This window comes from Gaetbulibacter sp. M240, from assembly GCF_043876815.1.
In the GTDB taxonomy this organism is placed as follows: Bacteria; Bacteroidota; Bacteroidia; order Flavobacteriales; family Flavobacteriaceae; genus Gaetbulibacter_A.
The window spans coordinates 56,588-76,566 of sequence record NZ_JBAWKA010000001.1 but is presented as its reverse complement, the minus strand read 5'-3'; the positions used below and the strand labels follow the sequence as shown (position 1 = coordinate 76,566).

The window sequence follows — 19,979 nt, the reverse complement described above, 5'->3', positions numbered from 1 at the left end:
CTTAATAATAATGCGGTAAGCCCTTATATTTTAACCAATTATTAACAGGTATTAATGAAAAATTTTAACAATTTGCACTGGCTTAAAAAGCACAATATCCACTGCTATTATTAAAAACAAAATATAATGGAAGATACAAGTACAATTGATATCAAAACAATCAACGAAAAAATCGAAAAAGAAAGTGCTTTTGTTGATCTACTGATGCTGGAGATGAATAAAGTTATCGTTGGACAAAAAGACATGGTCGAACGCCTGCTTATAGGCTTATTTGGGCAAGGCCACATTTTGCTGGAAGGTGTTCCTGGGTTAGCAAAAACACTCGCTATTAACACCCTGTCCAAAGCGGTTCACGGCTCCTTCAGCAGAATCCAATTTACACCAGATTTATTACCTGCCGACGTTACAGGTACGCTGATATATAACATGAAGGTAAATGATTTTTCCATTAAAAAAGGGCCTATTTTCGCCAACTTTGTTTTGGCAGATGAGATCAATAGAGCGCCGGCCAAAGTGCAATCGGCTTTGCTTGAAGCTATGCAGGAAAAGCAAGTAACTATCGGTGATGAAACCTTCACTTTGGACCGTCCATTTTTAGTAATGGCCACTCAAAACCCGGTAGAACAAGAAGGAACTTATCCATTGCCTGAAGCTCAGGTAGACCGTTTTATGTTGAAAACTGTTATTGATTATCCTAAGATCAATGAGGAACAACTCATCATGCGAGCGAATATGAAAGGGGCTTGGGAAAAAGTAAATCCCGTGGTTTCATTAGAGCAGATCTTAAAGGCCCAACAAGTAGTTCGAGAAGTTTACATGGATGAAAAGATTGAAAAATATATTTTGGATATCATCTTCGCGACGCGATATCCTGAAAAATACAAACTTGCCGACATAAAACCATTGATTTCTTTCGGTGCATCACCTCGTGGTAGTATCAATTTAGCAACAGCTGCCAAATGTTATGCCTTTATAAAGCGTCGTGGTTATGTGATCCCTGAAGACGTTCGTGCCGTTGTCCATGATGTTTTAAGACACAGAATTGGAATTACCTATGAGGCTGAAGCCGAAAATGTAACCTCTGTAGACCTCATCAACAAAATTGTGAACGAAATTGAAGTACCTTAAACATTGTCATTTCCAATTAGGAAAACCTTATTAAAACAAGTTAATTTGATAGAAGGCGCTAAAACAGCGGTATGACAAAGGACTAAAATGGATACTAAAGAATTACTTAAAAAAGTACGCAAAATAGAGATCAAGACACGGCGCTTGTCTGATCATATTTTTGGAGGTGAATACCATTCCACCTTCAAAGGCCGCGGTATGACCTTTAGTGAAGTCCGGCAATATAATTTTGGTGATGACGTCCGCAATATCGATTGGAATGTTACCGCACGCTACCATGAACCTTTTGTTAAGGTTTTTGAAGAAGAGCGTGAACTTACTATGATGCTCATGGTGGATGTTTCCGGCTCAGAACTATTTGGTACCGAACAGCAGTTTAAAAATGATGTGATCACAGAAATTGCTGCTACTTTGGCTTTTTCAGCCACACAAAATAATGATAAGATTGGCTTGATCTTGTTCTCCGATAAGATCGAATTATATATTCCTCCCAAAAAAGGACGCTCCCACGTGCTTCGGATCATTCGAGAACTTCTGGAATTTAAGCCTGAAAGCAAGGAGACCAATTTGGCCGAAGCTTTAAAGTTCATGCAAAATGTGATGAAGAAGAAAGCCATTGTTTTCATACTTTCCGATTTTATATCCGATGATTATCAACACACCATGAAAATTGTTTCAGGGAAACACGATGTTACCGGAATTCGGGTGTTTGATAAACGTGAGGAAAGTATTCCGAATATTGGTGTCGTACAAATGCAAGATGAAGAAACCGGAGAGTCTATGCTGGTTAATACAAGCTCTAAGAGTGTGCGTCGTGATTATCAAAAATTTTATTTCGATAAAGTAGACTATTTCAAGGATAGTTTTGCCAAATCAGGTGCCGGAACCATTGATTGTCGGGTGGATGAAAGCTATGTAAAAAAACTATTAGGTTATTTTAAAAGACGGGCATAAGAATATGAGAACAGATGGTTTTAACGCATTTAACAGCAACATACTTTTAGGGCATACATGCAAGGTATGGTCACATAAGGCGTTCCTGATATTGTTTTTATTTTCCTGTTTCATAGGCACATCTCAAGAGCAAGTTGCTGCTACTATCGATTCTACCACAATTAAAATCGGACAGCAAATAAATTATAATATTTCTGTAAAAACCGATAGTACCAAATTGGTGGTTTTCCCGGAAGGAAAATCTTTTTCTCCTTTGGAGATTATCAGTTCCTACCCAATCGATACACTACAAAATAATGACACCTATCGTCTCGTAAAGAAATATGGTCTAACGCAGTTCGATTCCGGACAATATACCATCCCCAGACAAAAGGTACTAGTAGGTGATAAAACCTTTTACACCGACTCACTTCAGGTCATGGTAAATACGATAGCTGTAGACACTACAAAGCAGGGTCTATACGATATTAAACCTATTATAGAAGTTGAAAAGGCCGCGAGTAATTGGTGGAAATATGCGCTTATCATTTTGTTGATTTTAGCAATCGCTGCATTCTTGGTTTATTGGTTCATATGGCGAAAAAAACCCATGACAGAAAAAGAAATTGCCCTGTTACCGCCTTACGACCGCGCAAAATTAGCTTTGAAAAAACTAGATGAAAGTCCTTATCTCGAACAACAAAACCTAAAGGATTATTATTCTGAGCTCACTTTTATCATAAGAAAATATCTGGATGAAAAAGTATACGATCGGGCCCTGGAAAGTACCACAGGAGAGTTAATCGATCGCTTGAATCTTTTAAAGGATGGTAATAGATTTGGTATCAGTAACGAGGACATTGAGAACTTGGAAAGGATCTTGAGACGTGCCGACTTAGTGAAATTTGCAAAATCTGCGCCTGACATCGAATTGGCCAAGCTAGACCGTGAAACCATCGATGCTGAGATCGATCATGTTAAAGAAGCCTTACCGGAACCCACTGAGGAAGAAAAACTTTTGGACGAACAATACCGGAAAGCATTAGCCCGTAAAAAGAAACGTAGAAAAATTATTCTAACCGTTATTTCGGGTATAGCCTTACTATCAGCTATTTATGTTGGATTTTCTTTAAAGTATGGTTTCGTTTATGTAAAAGACACCATTATTGGCCATGAAAGTAAAGAACTTCTGGAAGGAACATGGGTAACCAGTGAATACGGTGCACCACCAATTACCATCAGTACTCCAAAAGTCTTAGGTCGAGAACAAATACCAATGCCAAAGGCGTTTCAGGGAAAAATGAAAGTGAACACTTTCGGTTATGAAAATCTTGGCCGCTTAAGTATTGTTTTATCAAATGTTGTTCTTGAGCAACCACAAGATAGTTTAGACTTAAATAATGTCATTAACGGCACATTAAAAACCCTGGAAGCGAAAGGTGCTCAAAATATTATTACTAAAACAGAAAAGTTTACCACACCAAATGGCGCTGAAGGTATAAAGACTTTTGGCTCCTTAGAATTCCCTATTGGTGAAAGCGATGACCTCAGATCTGGTAAATACGCCTTGCTCACCTTTACCAGTGAGAACCGTGTGATCCAGCAGATCTTGATGACCTGGAGGAATGATGATGTCTATCTGGATGATATTGCCCAGCGTGTTATTAATGCCGTCGAACTCGTAAAAGCCAAAGAAGAATGATTGGGAATTTAGAATTTAATAATACCGAGTTTTTCTGGTTGCTATTACTGCTTCCATTGGTCATTTTGTGGTACGTTTTAAAAAACAAAAAACAAACCGCAGAACTCAGAATATCCAGTATAAAAGGTTTTAAAACCGGAAAATCAGTCGTGCCTAAATTAAAACACGGTCTTTTTATTTTGCGTTTACTGGCACTTGCCTTGCTTATTGTGGCTTTGGCCAGACCACAATCGGTTGATGTTTCAACAAAAACAAAAACTACACGAGGTATCGACATCGTAATGGCCATTGATGTTTCGGCCAGTATGCTTGCTAAAGATCTATTGCCAAACAGGCTTGAAGCCTTAAAGAACGTGGCCTCTGAATTCATAAAAGAGCGTCCTAACGACCGTATTGGGCTAGTGGAATATGCCGGTGAGGCTTATACGAAAACACCGATCACTAGTGACAAGGCCATTGTACTTCGATCGTTGGATGACATCAAATATAATACGATAATTGAGGGCGGTACCGCCATCGGAATGGGGTTGGCGACGTCCGTAAATCGTTTAAAAGACAGCAAAGCTAAAAGTAAGGTGATCATTCTCCTTACAGATGGTGTAAATAATTCTGGATTTATCGATCCTAAAATTGCCAGCGAACTTGCACAGGAATACGGTGTTAAAGTGTATACTATAGGTATTGGAACCAATGGAATGGCACTCTCACCTGTAGCTATTGACAGCCGGACAGGGCGTTTTCAGTATGGTCGTGTGAAAGTTGAAATTGATGAAGCCTTATTGAAAGATATTGCTAATACGACTGGCGGGCGTTATTTTAGAGCTACCAATAATCAAAAATTAGAAGAAATATACGGCGAGATAAATAAGCTGGAAAAAACAGAAGTTGAAGAATTTAAGTATTCTAATTACGACGAATTATTCCGGCCTTTGGTAATCATTGCCGGGTTATTATTATTATTAGAATTACTATTACGAAACACCATTTTTAAAAGTTTCGTTTAAAAAGACCCGCAAAAGAAAATAAGTCATGCAGTTAGATGAAAAAATATGGTTTTGGACTTTTGGGATTATTCCGGTGATCCTGCTTATTTTCTTTGTGGCTCAATTATGGAAATTAAGAGCGCAAAAGAAATTTGCAGATAAAGAATTGCTGAACCGTTTAAGTCCGAATAAATCTTTCTTCAAATCGATTATAAAAATCCTTTTGTTATGTCTCGCTTTTGCAAGCCTGACCATGGCCCTGGTAAATCCTAAAATAGGCACCAAACTGGAAACGGTAAAACGCGAAGGTGTTGATATTGTATTTGCAGTTGATGTTTCTAAAAGTATGTTAGCTGAAGATGTTGCCCCAAACCGTTTAGAAAAGTCAAAACAACTGGTAACACAAATTATAAATAATCTGGCGAGCGACCGGGTGGGAATTATCGCTTATGCAGGAACGGCGTTCCCACAATTGCCTATTACCACGGATTATGCTGCGGCAAAAATGTTTTTGAACAACATGAACACCGATATGCTATCCTCGCAGGGAACGGCCATCGACGAAGCTATTAAACTGGCTGCAACCTATTTTGATGATGAGAGCCAGACCAATAAAGTCTTAATCATCATTTCCGATGGTGAAGATCACAGTCAGGAAGCGGTAGAAATGGCCAGACAGGTAAATCAGGATGCCGATATCCGTATTTTTACAATTGGTGTAGGAACCCTAAAAGGTGGGCCGATCCCTATCAAACAGAACGGGGTTGTTTTGAACTATAAGAAGGACCAAAAAGGCGAAACGGTCATTACACGCCTTAATGAAGAAACGCTAAAAGGCATTACAGATAAAGCTGAGGGAATTTATATCGACGGAAAGCTTACCAGTAATGTGGTAGATAAAATAAAGGAGGTTTTGAATCAAATGGATAAAACAGAGTTCGAATCGACGCAATTTGCCGATTTTAAAGACCAGTTTCAGTGGTTTATCGGATTTGCCATTTTCTTTTTACTCTTAGATATTTTATTCCTGGAACGCAAAACAGCTTGGGTTAAAAAATTGAATTTATTTAATGAAAATTAAATCTTGTATTTGGCTTAAAGCCTAGTTTTTATGGGATATTTTATAAAATTTTTAACGGATAATACTGGTGATGTTTTCTATATTAGAAAAACACAATTGAATATGATGCGCTATAGTTTAGTTTTATTATTAATGAGTTTTGCTCTTGTGTCCTATTCACAGGAGGATGCAAAAGCTTTGTCTGAAGCCGAGATCAAAGCCCTAAAAAATGCCAGGCAATTGGTGTATGAGGGAAATTCTCTTTTAAATAATGACGAGTTCACCAAAGCTGAAATGGAATACAGAAAAGCCATTTCGGAACAATCCAGTAATGTAGCCGGCTTATATAATCTGGGAAATTCCTATTACAAAAACGGCTTGTATGATGAAGCTCTTTTAAGACAACAAGAGGCTCTTAAACATGCCGAGACCAAGGCTGAAAAACACATGGCCTATCATAATATCGGCAATATTTTGATGAAGAATAAAAAATGTAAAGAAGCGGTTGGTGCCTACAAGGATGCCCTTAGAAACGACCCTACCGATGATGAAACGCGTTACAACTTGGTTTTAGCTCAAGACTGTGCAAAAAAGCAGGAAAATCAAAATAAAGACGATAAGAACAAGGATAAGAAAGACCAGGATAAGGACAACAAGGACCAAGATAAGGATAAGGACCAACAGGATCAGAAAGACCAGAACAAGGATCAAAACGATCAAAATAAAGATCAGAAAGATCAAGACAAGAAAGATCAGGATAAAGAAAATAAAGAGGACGAAGGCAAGCCTAAGGATGATAAAAAAGATGAGGGTAAAGGCGATCAGGACGAAAAAAACCAACAACCACCAAAGCCAAGACAAGGGCAATTATCTCCTCAGCAAATTAAAAACTTGTTAGAGGCAATGAATAATCAAGAACAAAAGGTTCAGAAAAAAATGAATGCTGAAAAACAAAAAGGCATTAAAGTAAAAACGGATAAAGACTGGTAAAATAACATGCTACCATAAGAGTTTTAACAAAAAAATGACCCCACTTAAACACATACTTATCATTCTACTAGTTCTTACAACCGGATTGGCATCCGGGCAGGTAGAATTTAAGGCTAATGTAAGTAAAACGACGCTTGGTATAAACGAACGTTTGCGCATTGACTTTGAAATGAACAAAGATGGTGATAATTTTAATCCGCCGGATTTTTCAAATTTTGAAGCTGTTGGCCCACAACAATCGGTAAGCAATTCCTGGATCAATGGTGTGCGTACTTTCAAGAAAACCTATACCTATTTTTTAACACCAATTGAACGCGGGACATTTACCATTGGTCAGGCTACCATAACCATTGATGGTCAAGTGTATAAAACGATTCCACAACAAATTACCGTAACTGCAGCCGTTGATAAACCTAAAGATCCCAATGACCCTAATTACGTAGCTTCTGAAAATATTCATTTGATCGCTGAAGTTTCCAAAACCAATCCGTATCTGAATGAGGCTATAACCGTCATCTATAAATTATACGTTTCACCACGTGTTCAAGTGGATACATGGAACGAAAAAGATTCTCCGCGCTATAATGATTTCTGGAGTCAGAACATCGATACTCAAAATCAACAGGTTCAAACCGAAATGTTCAAAGGCGAAAATTACCGCTCTTTGATACTTAAGAAAACGGTTCTCTATCCACAGAAAACAGGAAAATTAAACATTGAACCCTTAGTGCTCGATATGGCTTTACGCGTGCCAACAAATCGCCGGGATATTTTTGGAAACTACTTGCTTACCCGTGTTAATCGCACCATTACTGCAGGAAATAAAACCATAGATGTAAAACCTCTGCCCCAGAATGGAAAACCGGCTGATTTTACGGGTGCCGTTGGAGACTTCAATTTTAATATCAGCACTTCTAAAAAACGTTTAAATGCCTCGGAATCTCTTCAAATAAAAGTTGAGGTGCAAGGGAACGGAAATCTAAAATTATTCAAGCTTCCTAAAGTGTCTTTACCGAGTTCATTAGAAGTTTACGAGCCTGAACATCAGGAAAATATTACTACTAATTTAAATGGGATGCGCGGCAATGTAACAGATACCTACACGGTAGTACCACAATACAAAGGCAAGTACCCCATACCAAGTATTTCTTTTTCATACTTCGATCTAACAACACAAACCTACAAGCGTTTGTCTTCGGATGAAATCATTATTGATGTTGAAGAAGGTCCGTTGAACACTGCTGATGCCAATGCCCAAAACGCTCTAAGAAGCGGTACCAAACAGCCCATTACCCTAAATAAAGATCAGTTCGTCTTCATTAAAACGAAAACGGATCTGGTTAGTAAAACAGAAAGCTCCTTTTTCAAAACTCGTTTGTTTTGGCTTTTATTACTATTGCCATTTTTAGCGATCCCTATTGCTATTTTGATCATGCGTAATAAAGCGATACGCGATGCCGATGTGCGCGGAAACCGTATCAGAAAAGCCGATAAATTGTCGAAAAAATATTTAAGCGCTGCCAAAAAATCTTTGGGTAAAAAAGAGGCATTTTACATTGCTCTGGAAAAGGCTGTACACAACTATTTAAAAGCACGGATCCATATTGAAACTAGTGATTTAAGTAAAGATAAGATTAGTGAACTATTGCGCGAGCGTCAGGTCGAGCCTGATGTAATAAAAGATTTTCTGAGCATTGTAGAAAGTTGTGATCTGGCAAGATATACACCGATGACAAATGTCACCATGCAGGAAGATTATGAAAAAGCTTCGAAAACCATTTCTTTAATAGATAAACAAGCCCGTTAAAATGAAACAGTTTTTTTTCTTTATAACGATTCTCTGCAGCTTACAACTTCTGGGGCAAAGTAATACGGCGCTTTTTAATGAAGCCAACGAGCTTTACAATAAAGGTAAATATGCTGAAGCTATTGATAAGTACAGGGCTATTTTAGATCATGATGTGCATTCTTCAGAGTTGTACTTTAATCTGGCTAACGCCAATTACAAGCTCAATAATATTGCCCCGAGTATTTATTATTATGAGAAGGCCTTGCAATTAGACCCAAATGACGAAGACATTAAGAACAATCTGGCTTTTGCTCAAAATATGACCATTGATGCTATCGACAACATCCCCGAGGTAGGTCTGAATAAATTTATAAATAATACGGTGCGTTTGTATCATACAGACATCTGGGCCTATATTAGTGTGGTAGGAGTAATTTGTTTTGTAATGCTGTTTTTAATGTATCACTTCTCTTATGAAACCCGCAAAAAACGGACAGCATTCGTGTTTAGTTTGGTAGCAATCAGCATCGCCGTGCTGTCATTATCCTCGGCTTTTTACCGTAATGCACTGAACAAAAAAGACCGTCCGGCTATTGTATTTGCAAAGGAAAGCAAAGTAAAAAGCGAACCTAATGTGCGCAGCGAAGAGTCTTTCAGACTACATGAAGGCACTAAATTACAAGTGATTGACACGATTGGAAACTGGTCTGAAATAAAGTTAGCCGACGGTAAAACAGGTTGGATCTCAAATCAGGACATCAAAATGTTGAAACCCTAAACCTGAAAATGTTCTTTTTTTCTTTAGGGTATTCGCTTAATGCGGAACACTTATTTTTTTTGTCATTAATTTCTTCCTATTTTTAAAAGATTCTAATCGAAAAAAACAAATCTGTCGTTGTATTATTTACTAATTTTACAACCTAAATTTTTATACCAAGCATGGGAAACTACAAAATTGCCGTTATACAATTAAACCTTAATGATACCCCAAAAAACAATTTGGAGAAATGTACCAATTGGGTGAAAAAGGCGGCTAAAGAAGGCGCTGAGGTTATTTGCCTTCCCGAATTGTATAGCAGCCACTATTTCTGCCAGAGTGAAGATGTAGACAATTTTGACTTTGCTGAACCTTTATACAGTACCTCATTTAAAGCCTTCAGTGCTTTGGCCAAAGAACTGGGTGTGGTTATCATTGTGCCCTTTTTTGAAAAGCGCATGGCAGGTATTTATCATAACAGTGCCTATATCATAGATACTGATGGTACGGAAGCCGGACTGTATCGTAAAATGCATATTCCGGACGATCCCCATTTTTATGAAAAATTCTATTTTACACCAGGTGATCTCGGATTCCAATCTATAAAAACTAAAAAAGGTAATGTGGGTACGCTTATTTGTTGGGATCAGTGGTATCCTGAAGCCGCACGCCTTACTGCCTTGAAAGGGGCAGAAGTTTTATTTTATCCAACCGCAATCGGTTGGCATCCTGGTGAAAAAGAACAATACGGTGCCAATCAATATGGCGCCTGGATGAATGTCATGAAGGGTCATGCCGTAGCTAACGGGATATTTGTAGCTGCTGCGAATCGTATCGGACTGGAAAAATATTTACCCAATACTGATGGCATCGAATTTTGGGGTGCCTCCTTTATTGTGGGCCCTCAAGGTGAAATTCTAGCCCAGGCATCTCATGATAAAGAAGAGATTCTTATCGCTGAGGTCGATCTGGACCTTCAGGAAAATGTTCGCCAAAACTGGCCGTTTTTCAGAGACCGCCGAATTGATGCTTTTGGAGATCTTACTAAAAGAGCTTTAGACTGATGAGACGATTTCCAGCAGAGTGGGAACCCCAACAAGGTATCCTTTTGTGTTTTCCGCACAACGGAAAAGATTGGCCGGGTAAGTATCAGGCCGTCCAATGGGCCTTTGTGGAATTCATTAAAAAAGTAACTACTTATGAAGCCCTATTTTTAGTCGTTGCAGACCATGCTCAAGAAACAAAGGTGCGACATATGCTGGAACGTGCACATGTTAACCTCAAGCAAATTACCTTTATAATTCAAAAAACCAACCGCAGCTGGATGCGAGATTCCGGTCCCATTATCGTAAAAAATGGCACAAAAAAGGAAGCACTGAATTTCAATTTTAATGGCTGGGCAAAATATAATAACTACACATTAGACAAGCATGTCCCGGGAAAGTTGGCCGAGGTTCTTGGGGTTCCATTGACTCAGGCAAAATATAAAGGGAAGCCGGTAGTACTCGAGGGTGGCGCAATTGATGTTAATGGTAAAGGCACCTTATTAACGTCTGAAGAATGCCTGCTTCACCCTTCTATTCAAGTGCGAAATCCAGGGTTCTCTAAAGCGGATTACGAAGCTGTTTTCCATGACTATTTGGGAATTACCAATACCATTTGGCTGGGTGACGGCATTCGGGGAGACGATACACATGGCCATATTGATGATCTGTGTCGTTTTGTGAATGAAGACACTATTGTTACTGTAATCGAATCGGATAAAAATCATCCGAACTACGCCGCATTGCAGGATAATTTAAAACGCTTACAGAACGCTACGTTACAGGATGGTAAAAAACCTAACATTGTAAGCTTACCAATGCCGGGCGATATTTTATTCGAATCGGTTAATCTTCCCGCCAGTTATGCCAATTTTCTGATCTTAAATAATTGTGTCCTTGTACCTACCTTTAATGATCGGAATGACAGGGTCGCCCTGCAAATTTTAGCCGACTGTTTCCCAAACCGTGAGATTATTGGCATAAGTGCCATTGATATTATATGGGGATTTGGGACCTTACATTGTTTAAGTCAGCAGATCCCGAAATAAAAAAATCACTTTTTGTACTGCCATGAAAAGGATGATCTTGGGGAGGCGGACCTTATATATATATCGAAATAAAGCACTGATTTAGACGGATTTTCAGTGAAGAAGGCTCAAGGCTTAAAAAATAGTCTTATATTTGAGGTTCAAATTTTTTTGTAGTGACCAAATCAGTTATTTCCATTTTTTTAGGTTCTTTATTCGTGTTGTTTTTAACAGCACCAACTGTGGTATTGGTCGTAGACAAGAATGCAGATGTTTCTATTTTCTATAATAATGCTGCTCCTGAAGAAGAGGAAAAGCAAGGGGTAAGTAATGATACGGAAGTTCTCTACTATAAAACCACACATCCCAATACCTTTAATGAATCTTGGAGCGCTGAAAATGATTTAGAATACTTTTTTAAGAATTATAAGAAACCTCATCTGAATCTTATTTCTCCCCCTCCAGAATCTTATATTTCATAAACCAATCTTAAAAAGACTTGTAAAAGTCTACCTTTTATATCAACAACCAGCACCTGATTCCAACTTTTCGGGTGTAAAAACTATTTGAATATGTTCAAAACAATTAAAAATGATTTACCGGCTAGTATAGTCGTATTTTTCGTGGCATTACCTTTATGTTTAGGTATTGCATTGGCCAGTGGGGCACCCCTATTTTCCGGATTAATTGCGGGTATTATTGGGGGTATCGTAGTGGGTAGCCTAAGTGGCTCCAAGGTTGGTGTAAGTGGCCCTGCTGCTGGTTTGGCCGCCATTGTACTAACGGCAATAGGGAGCTTAGGCGGATATCAAAACTTTTTAGTAGCCGTTGTTTTAGGTGGTGTAATCCAGTTGATCTTTGGTATTTTAAAAGCGGGGATTATAGGATATTATTTCCCTTCATCAGTGATCAAAGGAATGCTTACCGGTATTGGTATCATCATCATCCTAAAGCAAATTCCGCATTTCTTTGGCTACGACGCCACACCCGAGGGCAGTTTTTCCTTTTTTGAAGTGGATGGTCAAAATACCTTTTCCGATCTTATTAATACCTTAAAATATATTACACCGGGATCAGCTATTGTTGGTATTGTTTCTCTAGGCGTTTTAATTCTTTGGGAAAAAGTACTCACTAAAAAAGCCAAAATATTCCAACTTATTCAGGGCCCATTAGTCGTTGTTGTTATTGGCGTTGTATTTTTTAATTTAACGAAAGACAGTGAGATTTGGGGTATTGCACAAACACACCTGGTAAGTGTACCTGTTCCTGACGACGCTGGTTCTTTCCTCGCACAGTTCAGCTTTCCTAACTTTAGTGTCATTACCAACCCTGATGTTTGGATAGTCGCCTTTACAGTAGCTTTAGTAGCGAGTTTGGAAACCCTGTTATGTGTTGAGGCGACAGATCGTTTGGATCCTCATAAAAACGTAACACCGACCAACCGAGAGCTTTTAGCACAAGGTACCGGGAATATCATTTCCGGACTCATAGGAGGTTTACCAATTACACAGGTAATTGTTCGTAGTTCTGCCAACATCCAATCTGGTGGTGTCTCTAAAATGTCGGCTATAATTCATGGTTTCTTTTTGTTGATTTCCGTCATTTTAATCCCGAGATTGTTGAACATGATCCCGCTATCTGTTTTAGCAGCGATCTTACTTGTTGTAGGTTATAAACTAGCCAAACCAGGGCTCTTCAAAAAAATGTACAATTTGGGCTGGAAACAATGGATCCCATTCATCGTAACTATTTTAGGTATTGTATTTATTGATCTACTTTGGGGTATAGGCCTTGGTCTTGCCGTAGGTATCGTAGTTATTTTATTGAAAAGTTATCAGAACTCACACTTCTTGCATATTGAAGATAAGAGTAACGGTAAGCACAAAATAAAAATGACTCTGGCCGAAGAAGTAACTTTCTTTAACAAAGGAGCTATCATTAAAGAATTGGAAGGTTTACCTAGAGACACTTATTTGGAAATCAATGTGCTCAATACACGATATTTAGATAATGATATTGTTGAAATTCTTGAAGATTTCGCATTTAAAGCCAAGGAACGCCATATTGATATTAAATTAGTGTCGAAGCGTGGTATTGTAGAAAACCCGGATAGTTTTATCGAATTTTTCGAGCAAAGGCCTAAATCTGATCTAAGTTTAAGTTGATCCACTATGAAAAAAGACGTATATAACATTTTACTCCTCTCCGATTTAAGTGAATCAGGGGAGGCTGCTTTGAAAAGCACTGTGGCAATGGCCAAAATAATTAAGGCTGATATTCACTTGTTCTTTGTTCAGAAACCTATTGATATTATTGAAAAAGAAAATCAATTATCTGCACAAAGAACAATAAATGAAACTCATTTTACTACCAAAAAGGAAATCGAAAATTTTATCGCGCCTTATATTAAGAATTATGGTGTGGTGATTGATTATTCCTTTTCGTATGGTAATGTGAAAAATGAAATTAAGGAGACGATACAAAACCAAAATCCGGATATCATTATATTAGGAAAAAGAAAATCGAAGCTTTTTAGTTTTGTTGGTGATAATCTGGCAAGTTTTGTTCTAAAAACCTATAATGGTCCTGTGGTTATTGCTTCAGGTACTTATGGTCTGGAACCGGATGTTGCTATTTCTTTAGGCGCTCTAAATAGTAGTTTGGAAACCACGAGAAATTCTGAATTTATAGAGGCTTTGGTCAAAAACAGTAAAAGGCCTTTAAAATTATTTCGGGTATCTCAGCCGTCAACAACATCTGGAGCAGTAAACTCGCTTGATGAAAAAGAAACCGTAGAATTTGTTTTTGAAAAAGGTTCCAATACCTTAGATTCCTTGAATAAATATTTGTCGATAAACAAAATTAATCTTTTGTACATTGACAGAGGTCAGGGTAATAAAAACTTAAGAACTATTAATAAAGGAATTAAAAGTGTTATAAACAAAATGGATATTTCGCTTTTAGTTTCAAGTTATCAATAACATTAAACCAAACTTATAAGACATTATGAAAGCACATACAAGAGAAACCCAGGCAACGATGACGCCAGAAAAATCCTTGCGATTTTTAAAAGAAGGAAATGAAAGGTTTCAACAAAATTTAAAGGCTAATAGAAATTTATTAGAGCAGGTTAACGATACGAGTGAAGGTCAGTTTCCGTTTGCCACGATCCTTAGTTGTATTGATTCACGTGTTTCAGCGGAACTCGTTTTCGATCAGGGATTAGGGGATATATTTAGTATTCGGATTGCCGGAAACTTTGTAAACGAAGATATTCTGGGCAGTATGGAGTTCGCCTCTAAACTAGCGGGAACAAAGCTAATTGTTGTATTGGGTCATACTAGTTGTGGTGCCATAAAAGGCGCCTGCGACCATGCAAAACTTGGCAACCTTACAAAACTTATTGAAAAAATAACGCCTGCTGTTGATGCCACGAAAGAGCCCGAAGATACGAGTTTAAGAACCTCTAAAAATTTAGATTTTGTAGATAGCGTATCGAAAAAGAATGTAGAATTAACCATTGAAAGAATCCACAAGGAAAGTCCTATTCTCACAGAAATGGAAAAGCAAGGTGAAATCAAAATTGTAGGTGCGATGTACGATATTAGCACAGGGGAGGTAAAATTTTACGAATAATCCGAATGAAACTACAAAAAAAGCGAAACATTCTGTTAAGCTTCATTGTACTTCTTTTTTTCTTGACCCCTAATTTTGGACAAGCACAAGAGAGTGATTTTGGAAATTGGCTCATTTATATTGGGAATAAAAAACTGAATTCAAAATGGAACATCCATAATGAAGTACAATACCGAAATTACAATGCCATCAGTGATCTGGAGCAACTACTCCTAAGGACGGGTTTAGGCTATACTTTTAACAACAATCAAAGTAATCTCCTTTTAGGCTATGGATATATCCTATCGGAAAATTATATTGGCAACACGGACGATAAGGAGAGTGTCAATGAACATCGCATCTTTCAGCAGTTCATAAGCAATCAATCTATTGGAAACGTACGTTTAAGTCACCGCTATCGGTTTGAACAACGTTTTGTAGAATCAGATTTTAAAATGCGCTTTCGGTATTTTCTAAGTTTAAATATCCCCTTGGTAGGCAATGAAAACACACAAAACAAATGGTATTTATCAGCATACAATGAAATATTTTTAAATACCAAAACTGCTATTTTTGATAGAAATCGTGTTTATGGCGGACTAGGTTTTAATATCAATTCGAATGTTCGGGTAGAAGCCGGTTACATGAATCAGTTTTTTGAGACCAGCAGTAGAGACCAGTTCAATATCATGACTTTTGTAACCTTTTAGGTCTTAAATAATAATCATTAATAGTTACTATTTTTAAGTGTTATCTTTTTTTATTGAGGTAAGATGAATTATCTTGGTAATAACAAATCAAACCTATGAAAGGTCTTTTCAACAATATAAAAGGTGATGCTTTTGGCGGCATCACGGCGGGTATCGTTGCCCTACCCTTAGCGCTAGCTTTTGGGGTATCTTCAGGTTTGGGACCTACCGCGGGACTTTACGGTGCTATATTTATTAGTTTTTTTGCTTCGCTATTCGGTGGAACGCCTACACAGATATCTGGACCAACAGCGCCTATGACAGCCGTGAGCATGGTCGTTGTGGCCGGTATTATTGCCGGAAATGATGGCGATATTAATAAGGCACTCCCGATAATATTAACTGTGTTTTTACTTGCAGGATTCATGCAAATTGGATTGGGCGTTCTGGGCATGGGGAAATACATCCGCTATATTCCCTACCCTGTGGTTTCCGGATTCATGACGGCTATTGGACTTATCATCCTACTTACCCAAATTTTACCTTCTATAGGCTATTATCCTAAGGAAGATATGGCCTTTGTAAACTCATTTAAACCGCAAGCGGAAGAAGTTATTTTAGAGAATATTTTAAAGGAAGAGGCCGGTGAAGATATTTTAGTTCTAGAAAACTTTAAGGAAACCATAAGTCGGGCCAGCCTTATTACAGAAGCTGATATTTTAAAAGAATCTCAAACCCTGGCAGCCAAAGAGGCTTCAGGAGCTTTGGGCGCCATAAAAATATTACCTAGAGCACTACAAAACATTAATTGGTTAGAGCTGATCCTGGCTTTAGGGACCATCATTATTATTTACGGTTTCAAGCGTATCACAAAAGCCGTTCCAAGTACGTTGGTAGCCCTGATCGTTATGTCTGGTATTGCTGTTGGATTTAATCTGCAATACCGCCCTATTGAAGAGATCCCAAGTGGTTTACCTATACCAAACCTTGAGATCTTTACCAGTTTTAGTTTAGGTAGTGTCACGCCATATATCTTTACCGCTTTAACTTTAGCCCTTTTAGGGGCCATCGATTCCTTACTTACCAGTGTCGTTGCCGATAACATGACCAAAACCAAGCACAAACCAAACAAAGAATTGGTAGGTCAGGGTATTGGGAATAGTATTGCAGCTGTATTTGGTGGTATTCCGGGTGCCGGTGCCACCATTAGAACGGTTGTTAATATTACTTCCGGTGGGAAAACGAAACTTTCAGGAATGATCGCCGGTATTATGCTACTTATTATTCTGTTAGGTTTAGGGCCTGTGGCTTCAAAAATTCCAGCCGGTGTATTGGCTGGTATTTTGATAACGGTTGGCATAGGCGTTATGGATTATAAAGGCTTAAAAGCGATTCCTTCACTTCCTAAAGATATCAAGATCGGGCCATTTAAAATGAGTTCAGAGGTTTTAATTATGCTGGTTGTTTTAGGCTTATCTACCTTCTGGAATCTGGTGTATGCTGTAGGCATTGGTTTGGTTATCGCCTCTTTGATGTTCATGAAAAAAATTGGTGATCTAACCGCTGAACGTAGTGATGTAAAACCCCTGAAGGAAAAAGCCTGGGCTGACGAAAAACTCCCTGCCAACTTGAAAGAAAACGTTTTTATCAAGCATGTAAAAGGGCCTCTGTTCTTTGGATCGACCAGTGAATTCCAACAACTGGCGGAACAAATTCCCGATACAGCCAAAACCGTAGTGATCCGTTTAGGACGCATGCAGTATATGGATCAATCGGGGCTTTATGCTATGGAAGATGTGCTTCAGGATCTGAACAAAAAAAATATTCTGGTGCTCTTCGTGGGTTTATTAAGGCAGCCTAAATACATGATGGAGCGCATTGATATTATTCCGGACCTTATCCCTAACGATCATGTATTTAAAGATTTTAACAGCTGTCTAGAATGGTTAAAAGAAAATAACCCAAAGGCTTAACTTTCTGCTACTCGCTAACTAATCCTAATTGTAGAATCAAGGATATGCACTATTTTTTATGGCGTGTCGGTCTCTTCTTCGTTGGCCTTCTCGGTTTCCATATTTACCAATTCCCCATTGATAGTAAGGATATTTGGTAGGATTTTAGGAACCAAACCTTTTACCGGTTTGTATAGCACCGAGCTTTCCAGATCACTGTTATCGATAAAGGGAATTTGCTTGTTCAACCGATCGAAAATAACCAGGATCACACTCAGAATAAGAGCGATCTTCAAGGTGCCAAAAACGGCCCCTAATATTTTATTTATCAGGCCTAAAAAAGCAAGGTCTGCCAGTTTTGTAAGTGCTTTTGCAGCTAAGGCAATCGCTGCAACAATAACAATAAAGGTGATAATAAAGGCGGTAATCTGGATGGTTTTTTCTTCCCAGTTGGTTTGTTCTTTTAAAAAGTCGCCCGCATAATGACTAAAATAAATGGCTCCAAAAACGCCGGCCACCAAGGCTACAATGGATGCTACCTCAACAAATAGTCCGTTTTTAAAACCGCGCCACAGTCCGAGTCCCAACAGGATCAGTAACACAATATCGATAGCACTCATAGGCAAAGAATTTAAACAAATATAAAATAATAGAAACAACTAGGTTTAGTAACTTTGTAACTTTAATAAAATTATGTCTCGAGATCAAGAATTAAAACAACGCTGGGCGCTTTTGGTAGAAAAACTATCGGCACAATTTGCCGATGGCGATCCTTTGGACCTGGATGCGATCATTTACCTGATCGGGGTGCAGGAACTAGGGCAATTGCACCGTCAATTTAAAAAGGACCAGAAATTGGACCTGATGCATATTGCTATTTGCAAAGTGTTGGTGCCTTACGGCTATTACGAACTGGATTTTGTAGATGATGAGGGTTGGCCACACTACAAGGCCTTGGAAGAACTGCCCCATTTGAAGGCCGGTGAACAAAGCTTATTGATGAAAGAGGCCATAGTGAACTACTTTTTGGAAGCCGAATTTATTTCGTAAGGTTTCTAAGGATCTGCGTTAGGGATTGAAACGGCATCCTTTTTTTGACGTGAGGAGAAAAAAGATATAGTGGAAAGCCCGACGGCAGCGCCATGAAGGCGGGGCCGGAACGCCCAAAAACAGATAATCAATACTTTAGATTTAGGGATAAGTTACTGCGGAACACTTCGTTTTGCGGATATTTTGATTAAATTTGCCATCATTTTTGGAGCTTATGATAGACAAGATAAAAGAACACATTGCCGAGGTGAAGGCGTTTAAAGCGCAAACCAAGGAAGACGTTGAGGCTTTTCGTATAAAATATTTAGGAAAAAAGGGGCTGTTGAACCAGTTTTTTGCCGACTTTAAAACGGTTGCTAACGACCAGAAAAAAGAGTACGGTCAGGCTTTGAACACCTTGAAGAAAACGGCGGAAGAGACAGTAAACACCTTGAAAGAAGCTCTGGATAAAAAGGAAGATACCAAGGGGATTTACGGCGATCTGTCGCGCCCCGGTGCGGCCATTGAAATTGGGGCACGACACCCAATATCGATTGTGAAAAATCAGATCATTGATATTTTTTCGCGTATTGGTTTTAATGTGAGTGAAGGTCCGGAAATTGAAGATGACTGGCATAACTTTACGGCTTTGAACCTTCCGGAATACCATCCGGCGCGTGATATGCAGGACACCTTCTTTATACAAACCGATCCGGATATTTTGTTACGTACGCATACCAGCTCGGTACAGGTGCGCTATATGGAAAATAATAAACCCCCGATACGGACGATATCACCGGGGCGGGTATACCGAAATGAAGCTATCTCGGCGCGTTCGCACTGTTTTTTCCATCAGGTGGAAGGGTTGTACATTGATAAGGATGTAAGCTTTGCTGACCTGAAACAAACCTTACAACATTTTACTACAGAGATGTTTGGAAAAAGTAAGATCCGCTTACGCCCGTCGTACTTTCCGTTTACGGAACCAAGTGCTGAAGTGGATGTATATTGGGGTCTGGAATCTGAGATTGACTACCGTATTACCAAAGGTACCGGCTGGCTGGAAATTATGGGCTGCGGTATGGTAGACCCGAATGTTTTGGAAAATTGTGGTATTGACTCGAAAACCTATTCCGGATTTGCATTTGGTATGGGTATCGACCGCATTGCCATGTTGTTGCATCAAATTGGGGATATTCGTTTGCTAAGTGAGAACGATGTGCGCTTTTTAGAGCAATTTAAAAGTGCATTGTAAATAAACAAGACTGGTATAAACGATAC

General features: G+C 38.7%; 19 protein-coding genes. 18 read left to right on the top strand and 1 reads right to left on the bottom strand.

The features are described 5' to 3' along the window. Window positions 1-126: 126 nt before the first annotated feature. From V8G61_RS00360 to V8G61_RS00285, 16 genes are all read left to right on the top strand, one after another. Window positions 127-1,128 (top strand): AAA family ATPase, encoded by a 1,002-nt coding sequence (locus tag V8G61_RS00360; protein ID WP_394873418.1) that lies wholly within the window; start codon window positions 127-129, stop codon window positions 1,126-1,128. Between the two features lie 87 nt (window positions 1,129-1,215). Further along, window positions 1,216-2,082: a DUF58 domain-containing protein gene (locus V8G61_RS00355; RefSeq protein ID WP_394873417.1), complete on the top strand. Its 867-nt coding sequence runs from the start codon at window positions 1,216-1,218 to the stop codon at window positions 2,080-2,082. Window positions 2,083-2,086: 4 nt separating this feature from the next. Beyond that, the gene (locus tag V8G61_RS00350; RefSeq protein ID WP_394873415.1) at window positions 2,087-3,763 is read left to right on the top strand and encodes a hypothetical protein; all 1,677 of its coding nucleotides are present in this window, start codon (window positions 2,087-2,089) and stop codon (window positions 3,761-3,763) included. Further along, window positions 3,760-4,767 (top strand): vWA domain-containing protein, encoded by a 1,008-nt coding sequence (locus V8G61_RS00345; protein WP_394873414.1) that lies wholly within the window; start codon window positions 3,760-3,762, stop codon window positions 4,765-4,767. Before V8G61_RS00350 ends, V8G61_RS00345 begins: the two co-directional genes overlap by 4 nt. A gap of 25 nt (window positions 4,768-4,792) precedes the next feature. Next, entirely contained in the window at window positions 4,793-5,827 is a 1,035-nt protein-coding gene (locus V8G61_RS00340; RefSeq protein ID WP_394873413.1) for a VWA domain-containing protein, read from the top strand. Between the two features lie 30 nt (window positions 5,828-5,857). Next, window positions 5,858-6,796 (top strand): tetratricopeptide repeat protein, encoded by a 939-nt coding sequence (locus V8G61_RS00335; RefSeq protein ID WP_394873412.1) that lies wholly within the window; start codon window positions 5,858-5,860, stop codon window positions 6,794-6,796. Between the two features lie 34 nt (window positions 6,797-6,830). Further along, the gene (locus V8G61_RS00330) at window positions 6,831-8,603 is read left to right on the top strand and encodes a BatD family protein (RefSeq protein WP_394873411.1); all 1,773 of its coding nucleotides are present in this window, start codon (window positions 6,831-6,833) and stop codon (window positions 8,601-8,603) included. Between the two features lies 1 nt (window position 8,604). Further along, window positions 8,605-9,363, top strand: a complete 759-nt coding sequence (locus tag V8G61_RS00325; protein ID WP_394873410.1) for a tetratricopeptide repeat protein — start codon at window positions 8,605-8,607, stop codon at window positions 9,361-9,363. 161 nt (window positions 9,364-9,524) lie between these two features. Then, a complete protein-coding gene (locus V8G61_RS00320; protein WP_394873409.1) occupies window positions 9,525-10,406 on the top strand; it encodes a carbon-nitrogen hydrolase in 882 nt (293 codons plus the stop codon). After that, window positions 10,406-11,434, top strand: coding sequence for an agmatine/peptidylarginine deiminase (locus tag V8G61_RS00315; RefSeq protein ID WP_394873408.1), 1,029 nt, complete (start codon window positions 10,406-10,408; stop codon window positions 11,432-11,434). Before V8G61_RS00320 ends, V8G61_RS00315 begins: the two co-directional genes overlap by 1 nt. A 155-nt stretch (window positions 11,435-11,589) precedes the next feature. Further along, window positions 11,590-11,895, top strand: a complete 306-nt coding sequence (locus V8G61_RS00310) for a hypothetical protein (RefSeq protein ID WP_394873407.1) — start codon at window positions 11,590-11,592, stop codon at window positions 11,893-11,895. Window positions 11,896-11,985: 90 nt separating this feature from the next. Next, a complete protein-coding gene (locus V8G61_RS00305; RefSeq protein WP_394873405.1) occupies window positions 11,986-13,578 on the top strand; it encodes a SulP family inorganic anion transporter in 1,593 nt (530 codons plus the stop codon). Window positions 13,579-13,584: 6 nt separating this feature from the next. Further along, complete coding sequence (locus tag V8G61_RS00300) at window positions 13,585-14,394, top strand: universal stress protein (protein ID WP_394873403.1); 810 nt, start codon at window positions 13,585-13,587, stop codon at window positions 14,392-14,394. A gap of 25 nt (window positions 14,395-14,419) precedes the next feature. Then, window positions 14,420-15,049, top strand: coding sequence for a carbonic anhydrase family protein (locus tag V8G61_RS00295; protein ID WP_394873402.1), 630 nt, complete (start codon window positions 14,420-14,422; stop codon window positions 15,047-15,049). 5 nt (window positions 15,050-15,054) lie between these two features. Then, window positions 15,055-15,738 carry a DUF2490 domain-containing protein gene (locus V8G61_RS00290; protein WP_394873401.1) on the top strand — a complete coding sequence of 228 codons (684 nt, stop codon included), beginning with the start codon at window positions 15,055-15,057 and terminating at the stop codon, window positions 15,736-15,738. Between the two features lie 95 nt (window positions 15,739-15,833). Next, complete coding sequence (locus V8G61_RS00285) at window positions 15,834-17,690, top strand: SulP family inorganic anion transporter (protein ID WP_394873399.1); 1,857 nt, start codon at window positions 15,834-15,836, stop codon at window positions 17,688-17,690. A gap of 56 nt (window positions 17,691-17,746) precedes the next feature. Here the strand turns inward: V8G61_RS00285 and V8G61_RS00280 are convergent, their stop codons facing one another. Then, window positions 17,747-18,289, bottom strand: a complete 543-nt coding sequence (locus V8G61_RS00280) for a CvpA family protein (RefSeq protein ID WP_394873398.1) — start codon at window positions 18,287-18,289, stop codon at window positions 17,747-17,749. Window positions 18,290-18,362: 73 nt separating this feature from the next. On the opposite strand from V8G61_RS00280, the gene V8G61_RS00275 reads away from it, so the two are divergent. Next, window positions 18,363-18,719 (top strand): hypothetical protein, encoded by a 357-nt coding sequence (locus V8G61_RS00275; RefSeq protein ID WP_394873397.1) that lies wholly within the window; start codon window positions 18,363-18,365, stop codon window positions 18,717-18,719. Window positions 18,720-18,933: 214 nt separating this feature from the next. Beyond that, window positions 18,934-19,953 (top strand): phenylalanine--tRNA ligase subunit alpha, encoded by a 1,020-nt coding sequence (gene pheS, locus V8G61_RS00270; RefSeq protein WP_394873395.1) that lies wholly within the window; start codon window positions 18,934-18,936, stop codon window positions 19,951-19,953. Window positions 19,954-19,979: the final 26 nt, after the last annotated feature.